This window comes from Streptomyces sp. NPDC003038 (genome assembly GCF_040611115.1).
Taxonomy (GTDB): domain Bacteria; phylum Actinomycetota; class Actinomycetes; order Streptomycetales; family Streptomycetaceae; genus Streptomyces.
In genome coordinates this window covers 1-22,053 of record NZ_JBEXNN010000053.1, presented here as the reverse complement: position 1 = coordinate 22,053, position 22,053 = coordinate 1, and the positions used below count along the sequence as shown (strand labels likewise).

General features: G+C 71.3%; 17 protein-coding genes. 16 read left to right on the top strand and 1 reads right to left on the bottom strand.

Annotated elements, in window-relative coordinates; all coding sequences use genetic code 11:
* The 9 genes from ABZX75_RS32445 to ABZX75_RS32405 all read left to right on the top strand — a co-directional run.
* Positions 1 to 1,555: condensation domain-containing protein (locus ABZX75_RS32445; RefSeq protein WP_355417219.1), on the top strand; the 1,555-nt coding region annotated here is incomplete at its 5' end.
* A 20-nt stretch (positions 1,556 to 1,575) separates the two neighbouring features.
* Entirely contained in the window at positions 1,576 to 2,556 is a 981-nt protein-coding gene (locus ABZX75_RS32440; RefSeq protein WP_355417216.1) for a TauD/TfdA family dioxygenase, read from the top strand.
* On the top strand, positions 2,556 to 3,857 hold the full coding sequence (locus tag ABZX75_RS32435) for an MFS transporter (RefSeq protein ID WP_355417213.1): 1,302 nt from the start codon (positions 2,556 to 2,558) through the stop codon (positions 3,855 to 3,857). The genes ABZX75_RS32440 and ABZX75_RS32435 overlap by 1 nt, the downstream gene beginning before the upstream one ends.
* A 63-nt stretch (positions 3,858 to 3,920) precedes the next feature.
* Positions 3,921 to 5,099 (top strand): cytochrome P450, encoded by a 1,179-nt coding sequence (locus ABZX75_RS32430; RefSeq protein ID WP_355417211.1) that lies wholly within the window; start codon positions 3,921 to 3,923, stop codon positions 5,097 to 5,099.
* A gap of 54 nt (positions 5,100 to 5,153) precedes the next feature.
* Complete coding sequence (locus ABZX75_RS32425) at positions 5,154 to 5,966, top strand: winged helix-turn-helix domain-containing protein (protein ID WP_355417209.1); 813 nt, start codon at positions 5,154 to 5,156, stop codon at positions 5,964 to 5,966.
* A gap of 15 nt (positions 5,967 to 5,981) precedes the next feature.
* Positions 5,982 to 6,737 (top strand): alpha/beta fold hydrolase, encoded by a 756-nt coding sequence (locus ABZX75_RS32420; RefSeq protein WP_355417206.1) that lies wholly within the window; start codon positions 5,982 to 5,984, stop codon positions 6,735 to 6,737.
* A gap of 283 nt (positions 6,738 to 7,020) precedes the next feature.
* Positions 7,021 to 7,824 (top strand): ABC transporter ATP-binding protein, encoded by an 804-nt coding sequence (locus ABZX75_RS32415; protein WP_355417203.1) that lies wholly within the window; start codon positions 7,021 to 7,023, stop codon positions 7,822 to 7,824.
* A 63-nt stretch (positions 7,825 to 7,887) separates the two neighbouring features.
* Positions 7,888 to 8,883 (top strand): iron-siderophore ABC transporter substrate-binding protein, encoded by a 996-nt coding sequence (locus ABZX75_RS32410; RefSeq protein WP_355417200.1) that lies wholly within the window; start codon positions 7,888 to 7,890, stop codon positions 8,881 to 8,883.
* Positions 8,883 to 10,961, top strand: a complete 2,079-nt coding sequence (locus ABZX75_RS32405) for an iron ABC transporter permease (protein ID WP_355417197.1) — start codon at positions 8,883 to 8,885, stop codon at positions 10,959 to 10,961. Before ABZX75_RS32410 ends, ABZX75_RS32405 begins: the two co-directional genes overlap by 1 nt.
* A gap of 43 nt (positions 10,962 to 11,004) precedes the next feature.
* Here ABZX75_RS32405 and ABZX75_RS32400 read toward each other — a convergent pair whose 3' ends face one another.
* Positions 11,005 to 12,507 (bottom strand): MFS transporter, encoded by a 1,503-nt coding sequence (locus ABZX75_RS32400; RefSeq protein WP_355417194.1) that lies wholly within the window; start codon positions 12,505 to 12,507, stop codon positions 11,005 to 11,007.
* A gap of 189 nt (positions 12,508 to 12,696) precedes the next feature.
* Between ABZX75_RS32400 and ABZX75_RS32395 the strand changes: the two genes are divergently transcribed.
* From ABZX75_RS32395 to ABZX75_RS32365, 7 genes are all read left to right on the top strand, one after another.
* A complete protein-coding gene (locus tag ABZX75_RS32395; protein WP_355417191.1) occupies positions 12,697 to 14,508 on the top strand; it encodes an IucA/IucC family siderophore biosynthesis protein in 1,812 nt (603 codons plus the stop codon).
* A 12-nt stretch (positions 14,509 to 14,520) separates the two neighbouring features.
* Positions 14,521 to 16,059, top strand: coding sequence for a pyridoxal-dependent decarboxylase (locus ABZX75_RS32390; protein ID WP_355417188.1), 1,539 nt, complete (start codon positions 14,521 to 14,523; stop codon positions 16,057 to 16,059).
* The gene (locus ABZX75_RS32385; RefSeq protein WP_355417185.1) at positions 16,056 to 17,849 is read left to right on the top strand and encodes an IucA/IucC family protein; all 1,794 of its coding nucleotides are present in this window, start codon (positions 16,056 to 16,058) and stop codon (positions 17,847 to 17,849) included. The genes ABZX75_RS32390 and ABZX75_RS32385 overlap by 4 nt, the downstream gene beginning before the upstream one ends.
* Positions 17,846 to 18,442 carry a GNAT family N-acetyltransferase gene (locus ABZX75_RS32380; RefSeq protein WP_355417182.1) on the top strand — a complete coding sequence of 199 codons (597 nt, stop codon included), beginning with the start codon at positions 17,846 to 17,848 and terminating at the stop codon, positions 18,440 to 18,442. The genes ABZX75_RS32385 and ABZX75_RS32380 overlap by 4 nt, the downstream gene beginning before the upstream one ends.
* Positions 18,439 to 19,758, top strand: a complete 1,320-nt coding sequence (locus ABZX75_RS32375) for a SidA/IucD/PvdA family monooxygenase (protein WP_355417179.1) — start codon at positions 18,439 to 18,441, stop codon at positions 19,756 to 19,758. Before ABZX75_RS32380 ends, ABZX75_RS32375 begins: the two co-directional genes overlap by 4 nt.
* Before the next feature lie 225 nt (positions 19,759 to 19,983).
* A complete protein-coding gene (locus tag ABZX75_RS32370) occupies positions 19,984 to 20,892 on the top strand; it encodes a methyltransferase domain-containing protein (RefSeq protein ID WP_355417176.1) in 909 nt (302 codons plus the stop codon).
* A 3-nt stretch (positions 20,893 to 20,895) separates the two neighbouring features.
* On the top strand, positions 20,896 to 21,993 hold the full coding sequence (locus tag ABZX75_RS32365; protein WP_355417173.1) for a hypothetical protein: 1,098 nt from the start codon (positions 20,896 to 20,898) through the stop codon (positions 21,991 to 21,993).
* Positions 21,994 to 22,053 lie beyond the last annotated feature (60 nt).

The window sequence follows — 22,053 nt, the reverse complement described above, 5'->3', positions numbered from 1 at the left end:
AGTCCTCGGCGTCGAGCGGGTCGGCGTCCACGACAACTTCTTCGACCTCGGCGGCGACTCCATCCTCTCCATCCAAGTCATCTCACGCGCCCGCCAGGCGGGCCTGCGGCTCACCTCCAAGCTGTTGTTCGTCCACCAGACGGTGGCCGAACTGGCCGCCGTCGTCGAGCACTCCGATCCGGCCGCCCCCGCGGCCCCTCCGGCGGAAGCGTCCGGCACGGTCGAACTCACGCCCATCCAGCGGTGGTTCTTCGACGCGCACACGGTCAACCCGCACCAGTACGCGATGTCCGTCCACGTATCCCTGGCCCCCGGGACGGATGCCGCCCTGCTGGAGCAGGCTCTCGGCGCGGTCACCGACCACCACGAGGCCCTGCGCATGCGCTACTCGCGCGACGGCTCCGGCGCCTGGATCCAGGAGTACGGAGACCGGTCCGGCGACCTGCTCGCCGTACGGGACCTCACCGGCGTGCCCGGTGCGGAACGGGCGCTGCACGACGTGGCGTTGGAGATGCAGCACGCGCTGGATCTGGAGAGCGGCACCCTCGTGAAGGGCGCCTTCCTCCTCCTGCCCGACGACGAGGCCCCCCGGCTCTTCCTCGCCGTCCACCACCTCGTCATGGACGGCGTGTCCTGGCGGATCCTCCTGGAGGATCTGGCGACCGCGTACGGTCAGCTGGCCGCCGGGCGCGCCGTCGACCTGGGGGCCAAGTCCAGCAGCTACCAGCAGTGGTCGCGCCGGCTCACCGAGCACGTCCGCTCGGGCGGACTCGACCACGAGACGGCGTACTGGCGCAAGGCCTCCGGCGCCGGGGACATCCCCTGCGACATCCCGGCTCCCAGCGACAGCGGCGCCGGTGGTGCCGGTTCGGGTACGTACGGCGACCTCGCGGTGGAATCCGTACAACTGGACCGCGCGGAGACCGAGGCCCTGCTCCACCGGGTGCCGGCCGCCTTCCGCACGCAGATCAACGACGTCCTGCTGGCCGCCCTGGGGCGCGTACTGGGCGACTGGGCCGGCGGCCCCGTCACCATCGCCCTCGAAGGCCACGGCCGCGAGGAGCTGTTCGACGACGTGGACCTGTCCCGGACCGTCGGGTGGTTCACCACCATCTACCCCGTCACCCTCGACGTGCCGGCGGGCGACTGGGGTCCGGCGCTGAAGGCCGTCAAGAGGGGCCTGCGCAAGGTCCCGGGCCGGGGTGTCGGCTACGGCGCCCTGCGCTACCTGTCCGTACCGGGCAGCCCCGCCCACACCGCCCTCGCGGACGCCCCGCAGCCGCGGATCAGCTTCAACTACCTGGGCCAGTGGGGCGCCGCGACCAGCGAGGCCGGCCTGATCCGGGACCGCTTCGACGGCCTCGGCGCCGACCAGGCGCCCGACCAGCCGCGCCCGCACCTGATCGACATCGTCGCCGCCGTCAGTGACGGCGAGCTGCGCGTCGACTGGATGCACTCACCGACCACGCACTCCCCGACCACCGTCCGCCGGCTCGCGGAGGAGTTCCTCACCGCGCTGCGGCAGATCGCCGCCACTGCCGGCAACGACAGCTGACCGACCAGAGAGATGTTCCTGTGGCTCGTTACGTACTGAACGACGAAGAGAAGAACGACATAGCGGCGATCGCCGACGCCTTCCTCGCCGGGCATCCGGTGTGGGCGCCGATGGACTACGCGGACGAGATCCGCGTCGAGGCGGAGCGACTGCCCGTCGGCGTACGGCAGTTCCTCGTCACCTCCCGTGCCGCGGAGGAGGCGGTGATCGCGGTGGCGAACCTGCCCGTGGACGAGAACCTCGTCCCCACGCCGTCGAGCTGGCAGGTCGCGGAGAAGGAGGGCGCCGCGATCCGCGAGGAGCTGGTGCTGCTCCTCGTCGCCTCCGTCCTCGGCGACCCGTTCGCTTGGTCCAACCAGCAGAACGGCCGCCTCGTGCACGACGTCTGCCCCGCCAAGGGGCAGGAGACCTCCCTCACCAGCGCCAGCAGCCAGCAGCAGCTGACCCTGCACACCGAGGACGTCTTCCACACCTGCCGGGGTGACTACGTGGCCCTGATGTGCCTGCGCAACCCGGACGGGGTGGGCACCACGGTCGCGACGGTGGATTCGGTGGAGTTCGCCGAACCCCTGCGCGAGGTGCTGCACCAGGACCGGTTCCGGTTCTTCCCGGACGACTCGCACCACGTGGTGCCGCTGCACAGCGCCGAGCACCCGTCCGCCCTGGAGGAGCGCCCGCACGAGGTGGCGTCGGTGCTCTTCGGGCCGCAGGACGCGCCCTATCTGCGGATCGACGCGGACTTCACCAGCCCGGTGCCCGGGGACACGGAGGCGGAGAGGGCGATGAACGAGGCCGCGGCGCGGCTGGCCGAGGCCGCCGAGCGCGTCGTACTGAGCCCAGGCGAGGCCGCGTTCATCGACAACTACCGGGTCATCCACGGCAGGGACACCTTCACTCCCCGCTACGACGGCACGGACCGCTGGCTCAAGCGCACGAGCATGGTGCGCGACCTGCGCCGTACGTTCGTCCACACGAAGTCCCGCTCACGGCTGATCGCCTGATGCCGGGCAGCACGGCCGGGAAGCGGGAGGGCGGGCGCGGGTTCACCCTCCTGTGGACGAGCCAGGCCTTCGGCGAGTTCGCGTACAGCACCTCGTTGATCGTCCTGCCCCTGCTCGTCCTGGCCATCACCGGCTCACCGTCCCAGGCGGGGATCATCGGCTTCGTCGACGCGGCGGCCATGCTCCTGGCGGGGCTGCCCGCCGGGGCGGTCGCCGACCGGTACGACCGGCGGACCGTGATGCTGTGGTGCGAGGCCGCGCTGGTCGCGGTGTTCGGCGGGCTGGCCCTGCTGCTGTGGGCGGGGGCGGTCTCGCTCCCCGCGCTCGTGGGGCTCGCCCTCGTCAACGGCGCGGCCACGGCGATGACGATGGCCGCCGGTGAGGCGATGATCCCCAGCCTGGTGCCGCAGGAGCGGCTCGCGCAGGCGGTCGCCATGAACTCGGCCCGGACCTACGCCGGGCAGCTCGTCGGCACCTCGGCCGGCGGGTTCCTGCTGGCGGTCAAGAACGCGTTCCCGTTCGTCGTCGGCTGTGCGGCGCACCTGATCGGGCTGGTGCTGCTGCTGTTCCTCAAGCGGCAGCCGCCGGCCGGCGCTTCCGCGTCCGACGCCGGCTCCGGCGGAAAGCGGGAACTCCTGGAGGGCGTGCGCTGGATAGCCCGGCACCCTTTCCTGCGCCTGGGGCTCTGCTATGCGACGGCGACGAACTTCTTCTTCGGTGCGATCTACTTCATCGTGATCGCCTCGGCGCAGAGCAGCGGTATGAACTCCGGGCTCATCGGCATCATGGCCGCCCTGCTGGGCGTCGGGGGTCTGCTGGGCGCCCTGGCGGCGCCGCTGCTGCGGCGCGTACTGACCGGCTCGCGGCCCATCTTCGTGGTGCTGTGGCTGTTCGCCCTGCTCACTGCGGGGATCGCGGTGCTGCCGGGCAGCTACACGCCGGGGATCCTGCTGGGCGCCATCGCCTTCGCCGCGCCGACGGCGAGCGCGTACTTCACCACGTACCAACTGCTCCTCACGCCTGACAGCCACCGGGGCCGGGTGGTCAGCGTCGCGGCGATCTGCAGCGGGGCCGGCGGGGCGATCGCCCCGCTGGCGGGCGGACTCCTGCTGGACTTCGCGGGCCGGTTCGCCGGCCTGATGGGCTGCGCGGCCGTGATGACGGCCGTCGCCCTGTCGGCGGTGCTGAGCCCCGTGATGCGGGGCGTCCCCGATCAGGTCGCGGACTCCGATCAGGCCGCGGGCCCGGATCAGGATCACCTCGCGGACCCCGCCCCCGCCCCGGAGAAGACCCCGGCGTAACCCCCCCCGTCCCCTCCTCACAGGCTCTTGCCGCTTCTTACAGACAGGTAAAGACAGGTCACCATGACCATCGATCTGGCACATCCCGATCTCTACACCACCGACGACCGCTTCCGGATGTGGCAGGAGTACGCCGCCTCGGACGCGAAGGTCTGGAGCGAGCCGGGTGTCTCCCCGAGCGGCTTCTGGTCGGTGTTCTCGCACCGCGACGTCTCCGCGGTCCTTTCCCCCAAGGCCCCCTTCACCTCCGAGCACGGCATGATGATCGGCTTCGACGCCGACCACTCCGACAGCTCCGGGGGCCGGATGCTCGTCGTGAGCGAGGGCGGTTGGCATTCCGTGCTCAAGCGCCTCATCGGCCCCTTCCTGTCCCGGCTGCGCGCCCCCGAGCTCCAGTCGGTGCTGTCGCGGGAAGTCACCGACATCGTCGAGCGGATGAAGTCCGAGGACTCGACCGACGTCGCCGTGGAGGTCGGCCCGCGTCTGCCCGCGGCCATCGTCTGCGAGGTCATCGGAGTGCCGCTGAGCGAGCGCGAGCAGCTGATCGAACTGACGAACCACGCCTTCGGTGGCGCGGAGAGCAGCTTCGACAAGATGAGCCCCGCCGAGGCGCACACGGAGATCCTCTTCTACTTCCACGAACTGATCGAGCGGCGGCGGCGGGAGCCGGGCCCGGACCTGGTGACGGCGCTGCTCGCGGACGGCCGGCTGAGCACCGATGACGTACTGATCAACTGCGACAACGTACTGATCGGGGGGAACGAGACGACGCGGCATTCCATCACCGGTGCGTTCCACGTGTTCCAGAAGTTCCCCGGCACGCTGGACGCTCTGCACGCGGACCCGGAGCTGACCGACCGGGCCGTGGAGGAACTCGTCCGCTGGACCTCACCGGCGGCGCACGTACTGCGCGTGGCGACGCAGGACTGTGTGATCGGCGACCAGGAGATCCGCAAGGGCCAGGCGGTGGTGGCGTGGCTGGCCGCGGCCAACCGAGACGAGCGGATCTTCTCCGATCCGCACACCTTCCTGCCGGGACGCACGCCCAACCGCCACCTCGGTTTCGGCACGGGCCCGCACCACTGCCTGGGCGCGGCGCTGGCCAGGGTGGAGTTGCGAGAGCTGCTCCACCGGCTTTCGGCCGAGGCGCGATCCGTACGACTGCGGGGAGAGGTCGGCTGGATGCGCTCGAACCTCGTGCAGGGCTACAGCAGTCTGCCCGTCTCGGTGGACTGGCGGTGATCACCCGATTTGCATATGATCATGTAGAAATCGCGGCGGGGGTGTCCTAGCTTGTTGGAACTGCGTCTCAATGTCGAGGACCTGTCCCGGATCCGCATCATCAGCACCCTGGGCGTGCCGTTCGAAACGCATTTCGCCTGGGGGCGGTTGGCGGATCAGCAGCGCGACGGGTTCGCCGAATGGCGTCGGATCACCCGGCTCAGGATGCGCAGGCTCTCGGTCGCGCACAAGCTGCTGGAACCTTCGCATTCCCTCCTGGAAACCCTGACGTCATCTCTGCCGCGTGACGGCGAACTGTTCCACACCGTGGCCGTCGAGCCGTTCTGGGACAGGATCCTGCGCTCACTGAAGGCAGAACGGGACGCCTGCGGGCGGGCGATGCTGGCCGGCGGCATGGAGCACGTGCTCAACAGCCTGCACAGCGCGGTCCGCTGGGAATCCCCGGTGCTGCGCATCGACAACATCCAGCCCGCCCGGCAGGCCGACCTCGGCGGGCGGGGGATGGCCCTCGTCCCCTCCCTCTTCGCTCCGCATCCGTTCCTGATCGACTCCCACATGGGCTGGCCGGGCCCGCCGATCCTCGTCTACAACGTCACGCCCGACCCGGAGGCGACGGCCACCATGTGGCAGGGCCGTGAGGGGGAGTCGGTACTGCGGGCCCTGCTGGGCCGGACCAGGGCGGACGTCCTGGACAGCCTGCGGGAGACCCGCTCGACGGGAGAGGTCGCGGACCGTCTCCGGATCTCCAGCCCGTCGGCCAGCAAACACATCACGGTCCTGCGCCGCGCCGGATTCGTGACCACCGAACGCAGACGGAACTCCGCGGTCCACAGCCTCACCCCGCTGGGCGAGGCCATCCTCGGCTGACGAATCGAGTCGCACATGCCCTACCTGGTCCGCCACGCTTCCCCGGCCGGCCCGGCCCTGCGCCTGGTGTGCTTCCCGCACGCGGGCGGCAGCGCGAGCTTCTTCCGTACCTGGTCCCGGCACCTGGACCCGTCGGTGGAACTCGTGGCCGTCTGCTACCCGGGCCGTGAAGGCCGCTTCAGCGAACCTCTGATCCCGACGATGGACGAGCTGTCTTCACAGATCACCGCTGAACTGCTGGCCGAGGCCCCCGTACGAACCGTCCTCCTCGGCCACAGCATGGGCGCCGCCGTGGCCTACGAGACCCTCCTTCGCCTCGAAGCCGCGGGCGCGGACCACTTCACGCGCCTGTGCGTCTCGGGCCGCAGGCTCGCCGCCACCGCCACCGCCACCGCCACCGCCACCGCGGCCGCGGCCGATGTCGCTCCGCGCACGGACGAGGAGCTGATCGCGGCCGTCACCTCGCTGGGCGGCACGAACGCGGAGGTCTGGAAAGACCCGGACCTGTGCGAGCTGTTCCTGCCGATCCTCCGCAACGACTACCACCTGATCGACAACTACCGCCCACGCGAGGACGCTCCGCCGCTGCGTGCAGAGGTCATCACGCTCACGGGCGACCGCGACCCCCGGGTCGCTCCCCAGGACGCGAAGCAATGGTCCGGAGTCACCTGGGGACCCTTCGCGTCCCATGTCTTCGAGGGCGACCACTTCTACCTCATCCCCCACGCGGCACAGGTGGCCCGCCTGGCGGTGGCCCGCCACGGCGCCTGAGGGCGAGAGGCGGTCGCGACGCTGCCGTCGGCGCGGTCGAGGCACGCGACGCGTTCACGTACCTCGACCTGCCGCACGGCAGCCTTGGCTGAAAGGGCGCCTTTGTATCTTCACGTTGCCTGTATGGCAAGAGGCGTGGATCGCGTCGTGGGGGCGCACGGTAGTGCGTGAGATCTCGGCATGGTCACAAGTCGCGAGATCGGCGTCACACCCCTAAGGTGTGCCTTACCTAAGTTGTATGGTGGCGCCGTTGGTTGGGTGATGGGGGAGGAGAGTGGTGTCCATGGGTGACGTCCGCCTGGTGGCGAAAGACCTCGACGTCGGGCATGGAGGCCGCCCGGTGCTGAAGCAGGTGGATCTGTCCCTGCGCGCCGGTGAGATCACCGTGCTGGTCGGCCCCAACGGCTGTGGCAAGTCCACCCTCTTGCGCACGGTGGCCGGTCTCCTGCCGCCGATGGGCGGTGAGGTGCGCATCGATGACGCGCCGCTGCGCTCGCTCGGCCGCCGCGTACTGTCCCAGCGCCTGGCGTTCCTGCCCCAGTCGTCGCAGGCGCCGGCCGGGGTCACCGTTCGTGAGCTCGTCAGGCACGGCCGGTACGCGCATCGCGGCGCCCTCGCCCGGCACACCGCCGAGGACACCGAGGCGATCGACTGGGCGCTGGAGGTCACGGACGCGGCTCCCCTCGTCGACCGCCGGCTCGACGAGCTGTCGGGCGGCGAGCGCCAACGCGCCTGGCTGGCCATGGTGCTGGCGCAGCGCGCTGGTGTGCTGCTGCTGGACGAGCCCACGACGTACCTCGACATGCGCCATCAGTTCGAGGTGCTCGACGTCGTGCGGCGGCTGGCCCGTGAGCACGGCATCGCCTGCGGCGTGGTGTTGCACGACCTGATGCAGGCGGCGGCCTACGCCGACGACGTCGTGGTCGTCGCCGACGGCGGGATCGCGGCTTCCGGCACCCCGGACGAGGTACTCAACCCCGACGTCATCGACCGCGCCTTCGGCCTGCGCGTCAATGTCGTCCGCGATCCGGAGACCGGATACCTCGCCTGCTTCCCCCAGCGGTCCCAGACCCCCGCCGCTCTTTGACCTTCACGGCCCGCCTCCACAACGGCTCCACCCGCACTACCAGTACTCAAGGAGAGATCCACCATGCAGAGAATGCTGCGCGCCCTGGCAACGGGCGGTACCGCTGTGGCACTCGTGCTGACCGCCGTCGGCTGCGGGTCCGGGACGGTCGGTGAGACCGCGGACAAGAAGACGGGCGCGGACAAGCCGGCGAGCGGCAAGATCACCGTCGAGACCGCGCAGGGGCAGGTCACCCTGGACAAGCCCGCCACGAAGGTGGTGACGCTGGAGTGGACGTACGCCGAGGAGCTGGTCGCTCTCGGCGTGTCCCCCACGGGCAACGCCGACAACAAGGGCTACGGCACCTGGATCACCGCGAAGGGCGCGGGCCTGTCGGACAAGGTCACGGATGTCGGCAGCCGCAACGAGCCGAGCCTGGAGAAGATCAAGGCGCTGCAGCCGGACCTCATCGTGATCGACAACGACCGGTCCAAGGCCAACCTGAAGCAGCTCCAGGAGATCGCGCCGGTCCTGTCGTTCACGTACACCACCAAGCCCCAGCTCGACACGATGAAGAAGAACTTCACCGAGCTGGCGAAGGCGGTCGGCAAGGAGGACAAGGCCGTCGAGGTGAACAAGCAGATCGACGCCAAGGCCGCCGACCTCAAGGGACGGCTGGACAAGGCGGGCAAGGGCGGCCTGAAGTACGCGCTCGCGCAGGGCTTCACCGCCAATGGCGCCGCCTCGATCCGCATGCTCACCGACGACGCCATCGCACCCCAGCTGCTCGGCCTCGCCGGGCTGAAGAACGGCTGGAAGGGCCAGTCCGACACGTGGGGGATGACCACGGTCGGCGTGGAGGGCCTGACCAACGTCGAGAGCGACGCGACCTTCCTGTACGTCGCCGCCGAGAAGGACAACCCCTTCACCGGTGACCTCGCGGACAACGCGGTGTGGAAGGGCCTGGAGTTCGTCAAGAACGACAAGGCGCTGCCGCTCGACCCGGGCACCTGGCTCTTCGGCGGTCCGCTGTCGGCGATGCACATCCTCGACGAGACCGGCAAGGCCCTGAAGGTCTGATGGCTTCGGAAGCACTGACGGCCGCTCCGGCCGGTCTGCTCGGCCGCCGCCCACGAGCTGTGCTCGTGGGCGGCGCCCTGTCCCTCGGCCTGTGCCTGGTCGCCGTGGTCCACCTCGGCCTGGGCGCGTCGGGGGTGGGGATCGGCGACATCGTGGACCTGCTCATGGGTCACGGCGACGCCCGCACCGAGGACATCCTGGTCGGCAGCCGGCTGCCGCGCACCCTGACCGGACTCGTCGTCGGCATCGCGCTCGGCGTCTCCGGAGTGCTCGTCCAGGGCGCGACCCGCAACCCCCTGGCGGCGCCCGACACGCTCGGCGTGAACGCCGGGGCGTACCTCGCCGTGGTGCTCGTGGCCTTCACCGGCGTGAGCCTCGGCCCGATCCCCGCCGGGGGCGCCGCGTTCCTCGGCGGGCTTCTCGCGGTCGGCGTGGTCTACCTCCTCACCAGTGGCGGTGTGCTGACGCCCGGACGGGTGCTGCTCGCCGGGGCGACCGTCGCCCTGGCCGCCACCTCCGCCGCAGAGTTCCTGCAGATGCTCGACGTACAAGCCACCCGCGGACTGTTCTTCTGGGGCAACGGCACCCTGATGCAGTCCGGTCTGGAACGACCGCTCACGCTGGGCGCGGTCGTCGTCGCCGGTGCGCTGATCGCCCCCTTCCTGGCGCGCCCGCTCGACTTGCTGGCACTCGGCGACGAGACGGCCCAGGCGATGGGCGTACGCGTCGAACGCGTCCGCCCCGCCACCTTCCTCCTTGCGGTACTGCTGTCCGCCGCGGCCGTCTCCCTCGCCGGCCCGATCGGCTTCGTCGGACTGATCGGTCCGGTCATCGTCCGGCAGTTGGGCATCCGCAAGCACGCGCTGCTCATTCCGATGGCCGCGCTGCTGGCATCGGCGCTCGTACTGGGCGCCGACGCGGCCGCGCAGCTGATCGTGACGCCGTCCGCCACTCAGCCCGCGGAGATCCCGGTGGGCGTGGTCACGGCCCTGATCGGCGGTCCGGTCTTCATGGCGCTGGCGCGGCGGGTCAGTACCGGCGACGCCGACACCGGGGCGGCGGTCGTGGTCTCCGACCAGCGCCGCGCGCCCACCTACGCCGTCGCGTTCGGCGGCGGGCTGATCGCCCTGGCCGTCGCGGTCGTCGTCTCGCTGCGCGTCGGCGACGTCCACGTCACCTGGAGCCAGCTCGGCGCGGCGGTCTTCGGCTCCGCGGAGCAGATCACCGAAGCGGTGGTGTCCTACCGGCTGCCGCGCATCCTGGTGGCCGCCCTGGCCGGGGCCTGCCTGGCGGTCGCCGGGGCCGCCGTGCAGGCGGTCGTACGCAACCCGCTGGCCGAACCGGGACTCGTCGGCGTGACCGGCGGGGCTTCCCTCGGAGCCATCGCGGTCATCGTCGTCGTCCCCTCGGCGCCTATGGCCGCCCTGCCCGCCGCGGCGGGAATCGGCGGTGTGCTGATGCTCGTTCTCGTGGTGCTCGTGGCCAGAGGCACCAGGACCGGGGGCCGAACCGGGCTGGATCCGACGAGGGTCGTCCTGGTCGGGCTCGGCGCGGCCGCCACCTCCATGGCTCTGGTCAACATCATGGTGGTGAGCGCGCAGATGAACATCTCGGCCGCGCTGGGCTGGCTCGCGGGCAGCACCTACGGCCGTGACTTCGCCACGCTGGGCTGGCTCGCCCTGCCCGCCCTGGTCGCCGTACTGCTCGTGGTCGCCGCCCGCCCGGTGAACCTGCTCGCCCTCGGCGAGGAGCTGCCGCGCGCGCTCGGGCTCGAACTGGGCCGGGCCCGGCTGCTGGTCCTCGGCGCCGGCGCCGTGCTGGCGGCCGGTACGGCTGCGGCGGTCGGCGCGGTGGGCTTCGTCGGCCTGGTCGCCCCGCATCTGGCCCGGCGCATCGTCGGCAACAGCGCCGCACGCATGGTGCCCATGGCCGCGGTGCTCGGGGCGGTGCTGGTGGTCTCCTCGGACGCCCTGGGCCGCTGGCTACTCGCGCCGACGGAGATCCCGGTGGGCATCGTGACCGCACTCGTCGGCGCGCCCTACCTGGTGTGGCTCCTGCGCCGGACCCGGAACCTCTGATGCGGGAGGTCCGTTCCGGAGGCCCGATGCAGGAAGCCCGTTTTCAGGAGGGCTGAGCGGTACGGGACCGGGCCCGCTTCGCGACGGCGCCGGTGGTCCGCGCCTCGGCCCTGAGCGTGCGCGCGGCCACCACGCCGAGCAGGCAGACGAGAGCCGAGGCCAGGCACACGGCGGTGAAGGCGCCGGAGAAGGCCGACCGGGCGAGCGGCAGGACCGCCGGGTCGAGGAGCTCGAACCGCCCGGTCTCGACGGCCTCACGCATCGGCGTGGCTGCGCCCAGGCCGTCACCCAAGCGGCTGGAGAACACGGCGCCGAAGACGGCGACTCCGGTCGCGGTGCCGAGCGGATAGCAGGCGTTGGTGAGCCCCGAGGCCATTCCGGCCCGGTCGGCGGGCACGGCGCTCACCGCCACCCCCATCAAGGGCGGGAAGATGACCGCCCCTCCCACGCCGAGGAACACCAGACCGGCGACCGTGGCCGCCTGGCCGCCGCCCGAGCCGGCGGCGGCCAGGCCGATCAGTCCCAGCCCCTGCGCCGCGAAGCCCCACGCGACCAGCACGTCGGCAGGGAAGACCTTCTGCAGCCGGGCGACGAACAATCCGGCCAGCAGCAGACTGCCCGTCAGCGGCAGAAGGTGCAGCCCCACTTCCAGCGGGGAGTAGGCATGGGTGCTCTGCAGCCACAGCGTGACGTAGGCGAGCACGCCGAGACTGGACAGCCGGGCGAGGAAGCCCAGCACCGCGGCGCCGGAGAACGCCCGGATCCGCAGCAACGTCATGTCGATCAGGCCGTCTCCGCGGCGCTGGCCGGCCACGAGGGCCACCGCGAGGACGATGCCGACGGCGGCCGAGGCGACCACCTGCGGCGCCGCCCACCCGACTTCCGGGCCGGTGACCAGCGGATAGTGAAGTGCCAGCAGCGCTCCGACGGCGAGCACCGCACCCAGGGGATCCATCCGGCGCCGGTCGCCGCGCGGCGCCGCCGACTCGGGCATCCGGGCGAGCGCGCCGATCACGACCAGGACCCCGATCGGCACGTTGACCAGGAATATCCACCGCCACCCGAGCAGCTGGACGAAGAACCCTCCGACGATGGGGCCGAGTGCGCCGGCCGCCGAGGCGATCGCGGCGAACGCGGCTATGGCGGCCTGGCGGCGGGCGCCTTCGTAGGCGGCGGCGATCAGGGCGAGCGTCGGCGCGAACACCATGGCGCCGCCCAGTCCTTGGGCGGCGCGGGCGGCGATGAGGGTGTTGGCCTCCGGCGCCAGACCGCATGCGGCGGAAGCGAGGGTGAACAGCGCCATTCCAGCGGTGAACACGGTCCTGCGCCCCACTCGGTCGGAGAGCGCGCCCGCGGTGAGCAGCAGCGCGCCGAAGGCCAGTGAGTACGCCGACACGGTCCACTGCACCCGGCCCAGCCCGGCCTCCAAGTCCCGTGCGATGTCGGACAGGGCGACGTTCACGACGGTCACGTCCAGGGTCATCATCACGCCACCGGCGCTGACGAGGGCGAACGTCCATCGGGGGGTACGAGGGCGGGAAGACACCGCTGATCACCTCCTATTGAGGTCCAGGGGTCTGCCACCTGGACGCCGGTCCCGAAGCGGTCAGCCGACAACTCACGTCGAGTGGCCGAAAGTTGACCTTGTCTATTAGGTAAGCCTAACCTAATCTAACCCCGCTCGGACGTCCAGGCGTCCATGCGCACTGATCCAGACAGATATCGGAGCTGCTTGATGCCCATCCCCGCCGACCATCCCGTGCCCGCTCTGTCCGACGTGGCCCCCGATGCCTGGCGGGAGGCCAACCGTCGGCTTCTCGCCAAAGCGATAGGCGAGTGGTGTTTTGAGGACATGCTCAAGGCGGTCGAAACCGCTGACGGCGGTTACCGCGTCGACCTCGACAGCGGCACGACCTACGCGTTCGAGGCCGTACCCGGCGCTTTCGGCTGGCTGCGCGTCGAGCCGGGATCGATCACCCGTACCGCCACCAGCATGCCCGGCAACTCCATCGCCCAACCCGCCTGGGACGCCCAGCAGTTCCTCATGGAGGCGGCCTCGACGATCGGCAGCGACCCGTCGACCATCTCCACGTACTTCACGGAGCTCTCCGCCACGCTCGCGGTCGACGCCGCACGCATCACGCACGGCGGCGAAACCGTGGCGCAGATGCGCATGCTCGGCCACACGGAGCTGGAGTGCCGCATGACCGGGCACAACCTGCTCGTCGCGAACAAGGGACGCATCGGCTTCTCGGCCACCGACGTGCGCCAGTACGCCCCCGAGTCGGCGCAGGCCGTCAAGCTCCAGTGGGTGGCAGTCCACCGCGGCCTCGCCGAGTTCCGCGGGACTTCCGACCTCTCCGAACAGAACGTCCTCGCCGCGGAGTTGGACGAGGTGACCCGGGCCCGCTTCACCGCGGTCCTGCAGGAGGCCGGCGTCGACCCGGCCGCTTACGTGTGGATGCCGGTGCACCCCTGGCAGTGGGACCACGCCGTCCAGATCCTGCACGCCGCCGACGTCGCCCAGCGGCGCATCATCCCGCTGGGCGACAGCCCGGACGCCTACCTGCCGGGCCAGTCCATCCGCACGATGGCCAATGTCACCAGCCCCGACCGGTACGACGTCAAGCTCCCGCTGAAGATCCTCAACACCCTTGTCTGGCGGGGCATCCCGCCGCACTGCACCATGGGTGCGCCGGTGGTCACTCAGTGGCTGCGCGGGCTGGTGGAACGCGACCCGTTCCTCACCGACGAATGCCGGACCGTGTTCCTCGGCGAGGTCGCCTCGGTGACCGTGCGCCACCCCTACCTCTCCAAGCTCGAAGACGCCCCCTACCAGCACCTGGAGACCCTGGGCTGCATCTGGCGCGACTCGGTGTCGGCGCGCAAGGACCCGGACGAGAGGGTCCGCACCTTCGCCTCACTCCTGCACGTCGACAACGCCGGAGACGCGTTCGTCGCCGAGCTCGTCCGCGCCTCCGGCCTGGACCCGCAGGAGTGGCTGCGGCGCCTCTTCGACACGCTGCTCGTGCCGGTCCTGCACGTGCTGTACCGGTACGGGGTCACCTTCAACCCGCACGGCCAGAACACGCTGATCGGCTACGACGAGAACGACGTACCGGTCCGCCTGTACCTGAAGGACTTCGTCGACGACGTGTGCGTCTCCTTCACCGACGTGCCCGAGCGCGGCCCGGAACCGGACGGACACGACCACGTCCTGCCGCGCAAGCACCCCTCCATCATCAAGCAGCACGTCGTGGACCAGGTCTTCGTCGGCCACTTCCGCTACCTCGCGCCGCTCTGCGCCGACCAGCTGGGCGTACCGGAGAAGACGTTCTGGCAGCTCGTGCGGCAGACGATCCTCGACTTCCAGAAGCGCTTCCCCGAACTCGCCGAGCGGTTCACCGAATACGACCTGCTCACCCCCGAGATCCCGCGGTACGGCCTCAACCGCGACCGGATCGTGGTCACCCGCTACGGCGACCGGGCCCTGCGCCACGCGCTGTACCCGAACGGCACGCACCCCAACCCGCTCGCCGAAGGATGAGGAGTACAGGCCGTGACACCGCTGACCCGAGCACGAACCCTGCAGTCCGACTTCCCGCCCTCCCTGCTCGCCGGTTCCCCTGAGGGCCTGGCCGAGGTCCTCGCCACCCTCACCGAGGCGATCGACGCCGCGACCACCGCCCGCCGCCCGCACGGTCCCGTCCCGGCGGGCACCCCGGCCGAGGTGCTCGCCGCCGCCTCAGAGGCGCTGGGGCCGGCCGAGCTCCCCGCCGACGGGCTCGGCACCAAGGCCGCACTCCAACTGCTGGCCACCGTGCTGATCGAGCACGGCATCGACCTCTCCCACCCCCGGGCCGCCGCCCACCTGCAACCGCCGTCGCTGGCGGTCGCGGTCGCCGCGGACACCCTCGCGAGCGCCGGCAACGCATCACTGGACACCTACGACTCCGGCCCCTCCGCCATCGCCGTCGAACGCTGGCTCATCGGCGTACTCACCTCGCTGGCGGGACTGGGGGAGCGCGCCGACGGAGTCCTCACCCCCGGCGGCTCCCTGTCCAACCTGCTGGGCCTGCTGCTCGCCCGGGACGCCGCCGCCCACCGGCGTGGCATCAACGCCCGCGAGCACGGGGTGGCGGCACTGCCGGGGCCGGTGGTGTTCTGCTCGGAACTCGCCCACTTCTCCACCCACCGGGCCTGCGCCGCACTGGGACTCGGCGAGGCCGCCGTGCACCCGGTGCCGGTCGACGGCCGTCGCCGCATGCGGCCGGACGCGCTGGCCGCCGCTCTGGCCGCACTCGGCCCCGACCGGACGCCGATCGCGGTCGTCGCCACCGCCGGGACCACGGACTTCGGCTCCATCGATCCGCTCCCGCAGATCGCCGAGATCGCCGCGGGACACGGCCTGTGGATGCACGTCGACGCCGCCTACGGGTTCGGCGCGCTGTTCTCCGAGCGGCTGACAGGCCGGCTGGCGGGCCTGGAACTAGCCGACTCGATCACCCTCGACCTGCACAAGATCGGCTGGCAGCCCGCCGCCACCAGCGTGCTGCTGGTGTCCGACGCCACCGCCTTCACCTCGCTCGACCGCGAAGTCGCCTACCTCAACCCGGTCGACGACTCCGAAGCCGGATACGACGGCCTGCTCGGCCGCAGTCTGCAGACCACCCGCCGGCCCGACGCGGTGAAGGCCGCCGCCACCCTGCTGACGTACGGCCGCGCCGGCATGGGCCGCATGGTCGACGCCTGCCACGACCTCGCCCGCCACGCCGAAGACCGCATCCTCGCCGAGCCGGAGCTCGAACTGGTCTTCCCGGCCGAACTGACCACCGTGGTGTTCCGCTACCGCTGCCCGGACCCGTCGGTCTCCGACCACCTGAACGGCGCCCTGCGCCGACGGCTGCTGGAAACCGGCAGCGCGCTCATCGGCCGTACAGAGGTCCGCACGGCCGGACCGGGCTCGCCCCGGCAGGTGTGCCTGAAGTTCACCCTGCTCAACCCCACCGCCACCACCGCAGACATCGACGGCCTCGTGGACCTGGTCCTCGAAGCCGGCCGCACCTGTGAACGACTGATCGAGGAGGGCGCCGCATGAGCACCACCACCGCGGCTTCGACCCCCGTACGCACCGCCGCCGACCCGCTGCACGAGCTGGACGCACGAGGCGCCGCCGAACACGCCCACATCGAAGCGCTGCTCCGGTGCTGGCTCCAGGAGACCGGCACACCGGTCGCACCGGGCCCGCTCCGGGTCAAGCTGCCCACCGCCGGGCTGGCCCTGGTCACCGAGGTCACCCACTGCTCACCCACCGGCTGGCACCGCTTCGCCCCGGCCCGCCTGGAGGGCCCCGGGGGCCCGCTCGGCGCGGTCGCCGACCCCGTGACGGCAGTCGCACTGCTGTCCACCGAGGCAGCGGTACGCGGCGGCAGCCGCCCCGGTGGCGTCCCGGCCGGTGAGGTCGCCGATCTGGTGGAGCGCACCGCCGAGTCCGTACGCCGCGTCGCCACGTTCATCTCCGACCGCCGCTCGCACCCGCACCCGCCGGCCCAGGTGGACGGCTTCCTCGACGCCGAACAGGCGCTGTTGCTGGGCCATTTGAACCATCCCGCGCCCAAGAGCCGCGACGGCATCTCCGACAACGACGCCGCCGCGTTCTCCCCCGAACTGCGCGGCTCCTTCCGGCTGCACTGGTTCGCCGCCGACGAGTCGGTCGTTTCCCACGACGCGGTCGACGGAGCCCCGTCCCTCGCCGGGCGGGACACGGTGGCCCTCCTCGCCGACCTGGCCGGACACCGCCCGGACGACGGCCGGGTGCTGGTGCCCGCCCACCCCTGGCAGGCCCGCGACCTTCAGCACCGCCCCCGCATCAAGGCCCTGATCGCCTCCGGAGCGCTGGAACCGCTCGGCGAGCTGGGCCCCGAGTGGTGGCCCACGTCCAGCGTGCGCACCGTGTACCGGCCTGACGCCGACGTGATGCTGAAACTCTCCCTGGGCCTGCGGCTGACCAACTCCCGCCGCGAGTCCACCCGCACCGAGCTGCGCCGCGGCCTGGAGATCAACCGGCTCCTCGACGCCGGGTACGCGGAGAGCACCTTCAAGGCCCACCCCGGTTTCGCCATCACCCGCGACCCCGCCTGGCTCGCGGTGGACGAACCGGGGCGCCCGCAGGGACCGGACGTCACCGGCCTCGACGTCGCCGTACGGGAAGTGCCGCAGGGCATCGCCGACCTGCGCTGCCTCGTGGGCCTGGTGGCACCCCGCCCGGGCCTGGGCCGCAGCGCCCTCGGTGAACTGGTCGCCGGCCTCGGCACCGGAGCGGCCGAGCAGTGGACGGCCGACTACACCGACAAGGTGCTCGTCCCCATGCTGCACCTGTACGCCGCCACCGGCATCGGCCTGGAGGCCCACCAGCAGAACACCCTGGTCCGGCTGGACGCGCGGGGCCAGGTGACCGGCGGCACGTTCCGCGACAACCAGGGCTACTACCTCGCCACCTCGTACCTGCCCGGCCTGCTGAAGCGGCTCGGCGCCGACTCCTCCACGCTCGCCGTGGTCGACGACGCCCTCGTCGACGACCGCCTGTCCTACTACCTGCTGCGCAACCAGGCGCTCTCGGTCATCGGCTGCCTCGCCGTCGACGGCCTCGCCGACGAGCGCGAGCTGCTCGCCGTACTCACCGAGCGGCTGCGGGCGGCCCTCCCGGATCTCGCCGAAGCCGGTCCCGACGGCGACCGGCTGGCCCGACGCTGGCTGGAGGCCGACACCCTGCCGTGCAAGGGCAACCTGCTCACCCGGCTGCACGGAATCGACGAGGTCCTCGCCCCCCTGGACGCCCAGTCCGTGTACCTCGACGCCCCCAACCCGCTCCAGGAGGCCGCGGCATGACCTCAGTACATCAGGACGAAGACGTTTCGGCCGCCACCGTTCCCGGTCCGCCGCTGCCCCTGCTGAGCGGCCCCTGGTCGGCCCGGGTCGCGCAGGCTCAGGGCGCCGATCTGGAGCTGGTGCACGGCTGGATGCAGGCGCCGCACATCGATGCCTTCTGGCACCAGGCGTGGCCGCGCGAACGCTGGAACGAGGAGATCGCAGGGCACCTCGCGGGCGATGCGATCCTGCCCGTCCTGATCGAACTGGACGGAAGGCCGCTGGCGTACATCGAGGTGTACCGGGTGCTGCGGGACCGGCTCGCCGGGCACTACCGGCACGACCCTCACGACCTGGGCCTGCACATCGCCATCGGTGACGTCGGTCGCACCGGGCAGGGCCTGGGCCGGTCCCTGCTGCGCGCCCTCGCCGAAGGCCTGCTGGCCGCCGACCCCGCGTGTCCCCGGGTGGTCGCCGAGCCGGACGTGGCCAACGCGCCCTCGCTCAAGGCCTTCGCCGCCGCCGGATTCCGCCACGTCGGCGAGGTCACGTTCCCCGACAAGACCGCGGTCCTGCTGATCCATCCGCGCCGAGAGGAGGACATGCCCCGATGACCGCCGCCGCAAGTGAGCACGACGTGATCGCCATCGGCTGCGGCCCCTTCAACCTGGGCCTGGCCGCCCTGGCCTCGACCGTGGACGACCTCGACCTGGCCGTGCTGGAGGAGCGGCCCGAACTGACCTGGCACCGCGGCATGATGTTCGGCGACGCCTCGATGCAGGTGAACTTCCTCGCCGACCTGGTCACCCTGGTGGCGCCCGGTCACCCGCTCTCGTTCCTCACCTACCTCCACGAGATGGACCGGCTCTACACCTTCACCGTCCGGGAGAACTTCTTCCCCTCCCGCCGGGAGTACGAGGACTATCTGCGCTGGGCGGCGGCGAAGCTGCCCTCGGTCCGGTTCTCGCACCGCGTCGAGGAGGTCCACTGGGACGCCGCGGCGCAGCGCTTCACCGTGGACGTGGTACGGGGCGACGGCGCCCGGCTGCGGATGCTCGCCCGCAACCTCGTCCTGGGCATCGGCACCGCGCCGTACGTCCCGGACGCCCTGGCCGGTCTCCCCGCGGACAAGCTGCTGCACACCGGCGACTACCTGTACCGGGCCGCTGACGTGGCGGGCGCGGGCAAGGTCACGGTGGTCGGCTCCGGACAGTCCGGCGCCGAGGTCGCCGTCGACCTGCTGAACCGCAACGTCGAGGGCGGCCCGGCGGTGAGCTGGCTGACCCGCACGGCGTCCTTCGCGCCGCTCGACTACACCAAAATGGTGCTGGAGATGACCACTCCGGCGTACATGCAGTACTTCCACACCCTGCCGGAGGACGTACGGGACCGGCTGGTCGGCGAGCAGTGGCAGTTTTACAAGGGCATCTCCACCGACACCCTGGAGGAGGTGCACGAACTGCTCTACCGCCGTCAGCTGGAGCACGGACTGGCCGACGTGGAACTGCGTTTCGGCATCACCGTCGAATCCGCGGTGGTGGATCCGGAGTCGGGGCGGGCCGTACTGACCTGCCGGCACCGCGACACCGGTCAGAGCTTCGAGCACACCACCGACCTCGTCGTGGCCGCCACCGGCTACCGCAACCGGACGCCCGCGTTCCTTGGCCCGGTGGAGGATCTGCTGCTGCGGGACGGACGAGGCCGCCACCGGGTGCGTCTGGACCACTCCATCGAGCTCGCCGAAGGCATCACCGGCCGTGTCTTCGTGGCCAACGCCGAGGTCCACTCCCACGGCGTCTCCGCACCGAACCTGGACATCGGCGCGGTACGCAACGCCACGATCCTCAACGCGATCACCGGCCGCGAGACCTACCGGCTGCCGAAGCGCAGCGCGTTCACGAGCTTCGACGCCCCCGGACGGGCCCGGTAAGAGGGCGAGCCGCACGGTGGAGCACTCCGCCGTGCGGCTCGTGCGCGACGGCCGCAGAATGCTTTTTTCATCATCCTGAGTGATCTGTGTTGTCCCTGTGGGCTGACGTGAAGCGCGCGGAGTGCCACGATGATCCGTGCTTCAACAGTGTCGGGTCCGTACGCGGCGAGCGCGTCGGCGGCTTCGCGTCCCGGCAGCCCTACGCCACGAAAGGGCGGACACCACATGAGCGTGACACCATTCGTATCGTCCTTAAGCGGCGGTCGAAGCGCGATCGAGGACGACGTGGTGCGGCGCTACTACAGCCGCAAGACGCAGGACATCGTCCACAAGTACGGGCCGGGCCCGCGCGTGCACTTTCACGTGGGGCTGTTCGCGGAGGGGTCCCATCCGCACACCACCGTGTCCCAGGACACGCTCAAGCGGCGCATAGTCGACGCGCAGGAGACGATAGTCGAACACGCGGCCCGTTCCTGGGGTGCGTACGAGAAACCGCCCCGCCGACTGCTGGACATCGGCTGCGGCCTGGGCGGCGCCTCCCTGTACTGGGCGCAGGAGCACGGCGCTCGCGTCACCGGCCTCACCCTCGCGGCGGAACACGTGCCGGTCATCGAGCGCTTCGCGCGACAGGCCGGGGTCGGCGGACGTGTCACCCCCGTGCTGGGAGACGTACACGACCTCGACGCCACGCGCGCGTACGACGCCGCCTACGCCAACGAGAGCAGCGGCTACACCGACCGGACCCGGCTCTTCGAGGTCGTCGCCAAGGCGCTGAAGCCCGGCGGGTGGTTCGGGATCCAGGAACACTTCGTGTGCCGGCCCGAGGTGGGCCCATCCATCGACGACTACTACCGCACGCGGCTGGGGACGCGGGAGGAATACCTGGCGGCGGCCGAAGCGGCCGGTTTCGAGCTGGAGCAGGACGAGGACGTCACCGACCGGGTGGCGGAGTTCTGGGTGCAGTCCATGGCGTGGAACACCGCCGAACTCGACCGCCTCCAGGCGGGCGGAGCACCGGCGGCCTGGACCCGTGAGCGGCTGGGGGAGTCGACGATCGTGCACAGCAAGCTCTTCCGGATCTGGCGCGACCACGCGATGGAGACACGGCTGCTGCGCTTCCGGATCGGGGGCTGACCGATGACCGCGACGGAGCGCCCCTCACGCCTCGGCGGGGAACTGCCCCCCTTCTACTGCCCCCTGGACCGCGACCTCGTACACCCCGAGGCGAAGGAGGTGGAAGCCCGGGCGGTCGAGTGGCTGGACGCGTTCGGCCTCTACCCCGATCCGGTCGAACGCGCGTGGGGCCTGGCCACCCACAGCGCCGACTTCTCCTGCCGCATCATCCCCCGGGGAGAGGTGGAACCCCTGCTGCTGTTCACCGAGTGGAACTACTGGGCCAACGCCGTCGACGACTGGCAGGACTCGGGGTCCGGTGACGTGCGGACGGCCGCCATCGCCGAACACGGTGTACGGCTGCTGCGGACCATCGAGAACCCCGGCGCGGCCGTGCTGCCGGACGGCCCCATGACACGCGCGCTGGCCGACCTCGTGCGCCGCACTCACGCCCTGCTGACCCCCTTCGAGCTGCGCAGGTTCATCGAGGGGACGCGGGACTGGCTGCTCGGGGCGGCCTGGCAGGCGGCCCAGGCCGAGCGCGGGACCATGCCGGGGCTGAACGACTTCGCCGCCATGGGACCGCTGGCGAACGGCACCCGCTTCTCCCTGACCTGGTCCGACGTCGCGCGTGGGGTCCGGTTGCCGGCGGACGTGCTCTACGCGCCCGCTCTGCAGGCCTTGACCGACGCGGCGGGCTTCGTCGTCAGCGCCGACAACGACCTGTTCTCGTACGACAAGGACGATCACCTGGAGCCGTGGGAGGTGAATCTCGTCAACGTGATCGCCCACCAGGAGAAGTGCCCGCCCGCCGAAGCGGTTCGGCTCGCGGTGGCCCTGCGGGACCGGGTGATGGCCTTGTTCCTCAGACTGCGGGAGCAGCTGGCGGCAGAGGCGGACGCACACCTGGCCCGCCGTCTGGAGGCGATGGGCCACTACGTCGCGGGCTGCATCGCCTGGCAGAGCCGGGCACCTCGGTATGCCAGTCCGCGCAACCGCCACGAACTGCCCCTGCCGGGAGCGGGGTTCGCGATCCGGTACACCGATACGCCCAGCGACGCCGGGACGGAGCCGCCGGCGCTGCCGGCACTCGCCGGATGGTGGCGACAGGTGCGCACCTGAGCGACCCACCCGCGGGGGGGCCGGCGCGGCCCCCCGGGGCCCCCCCCCCGGGGGGGCGCG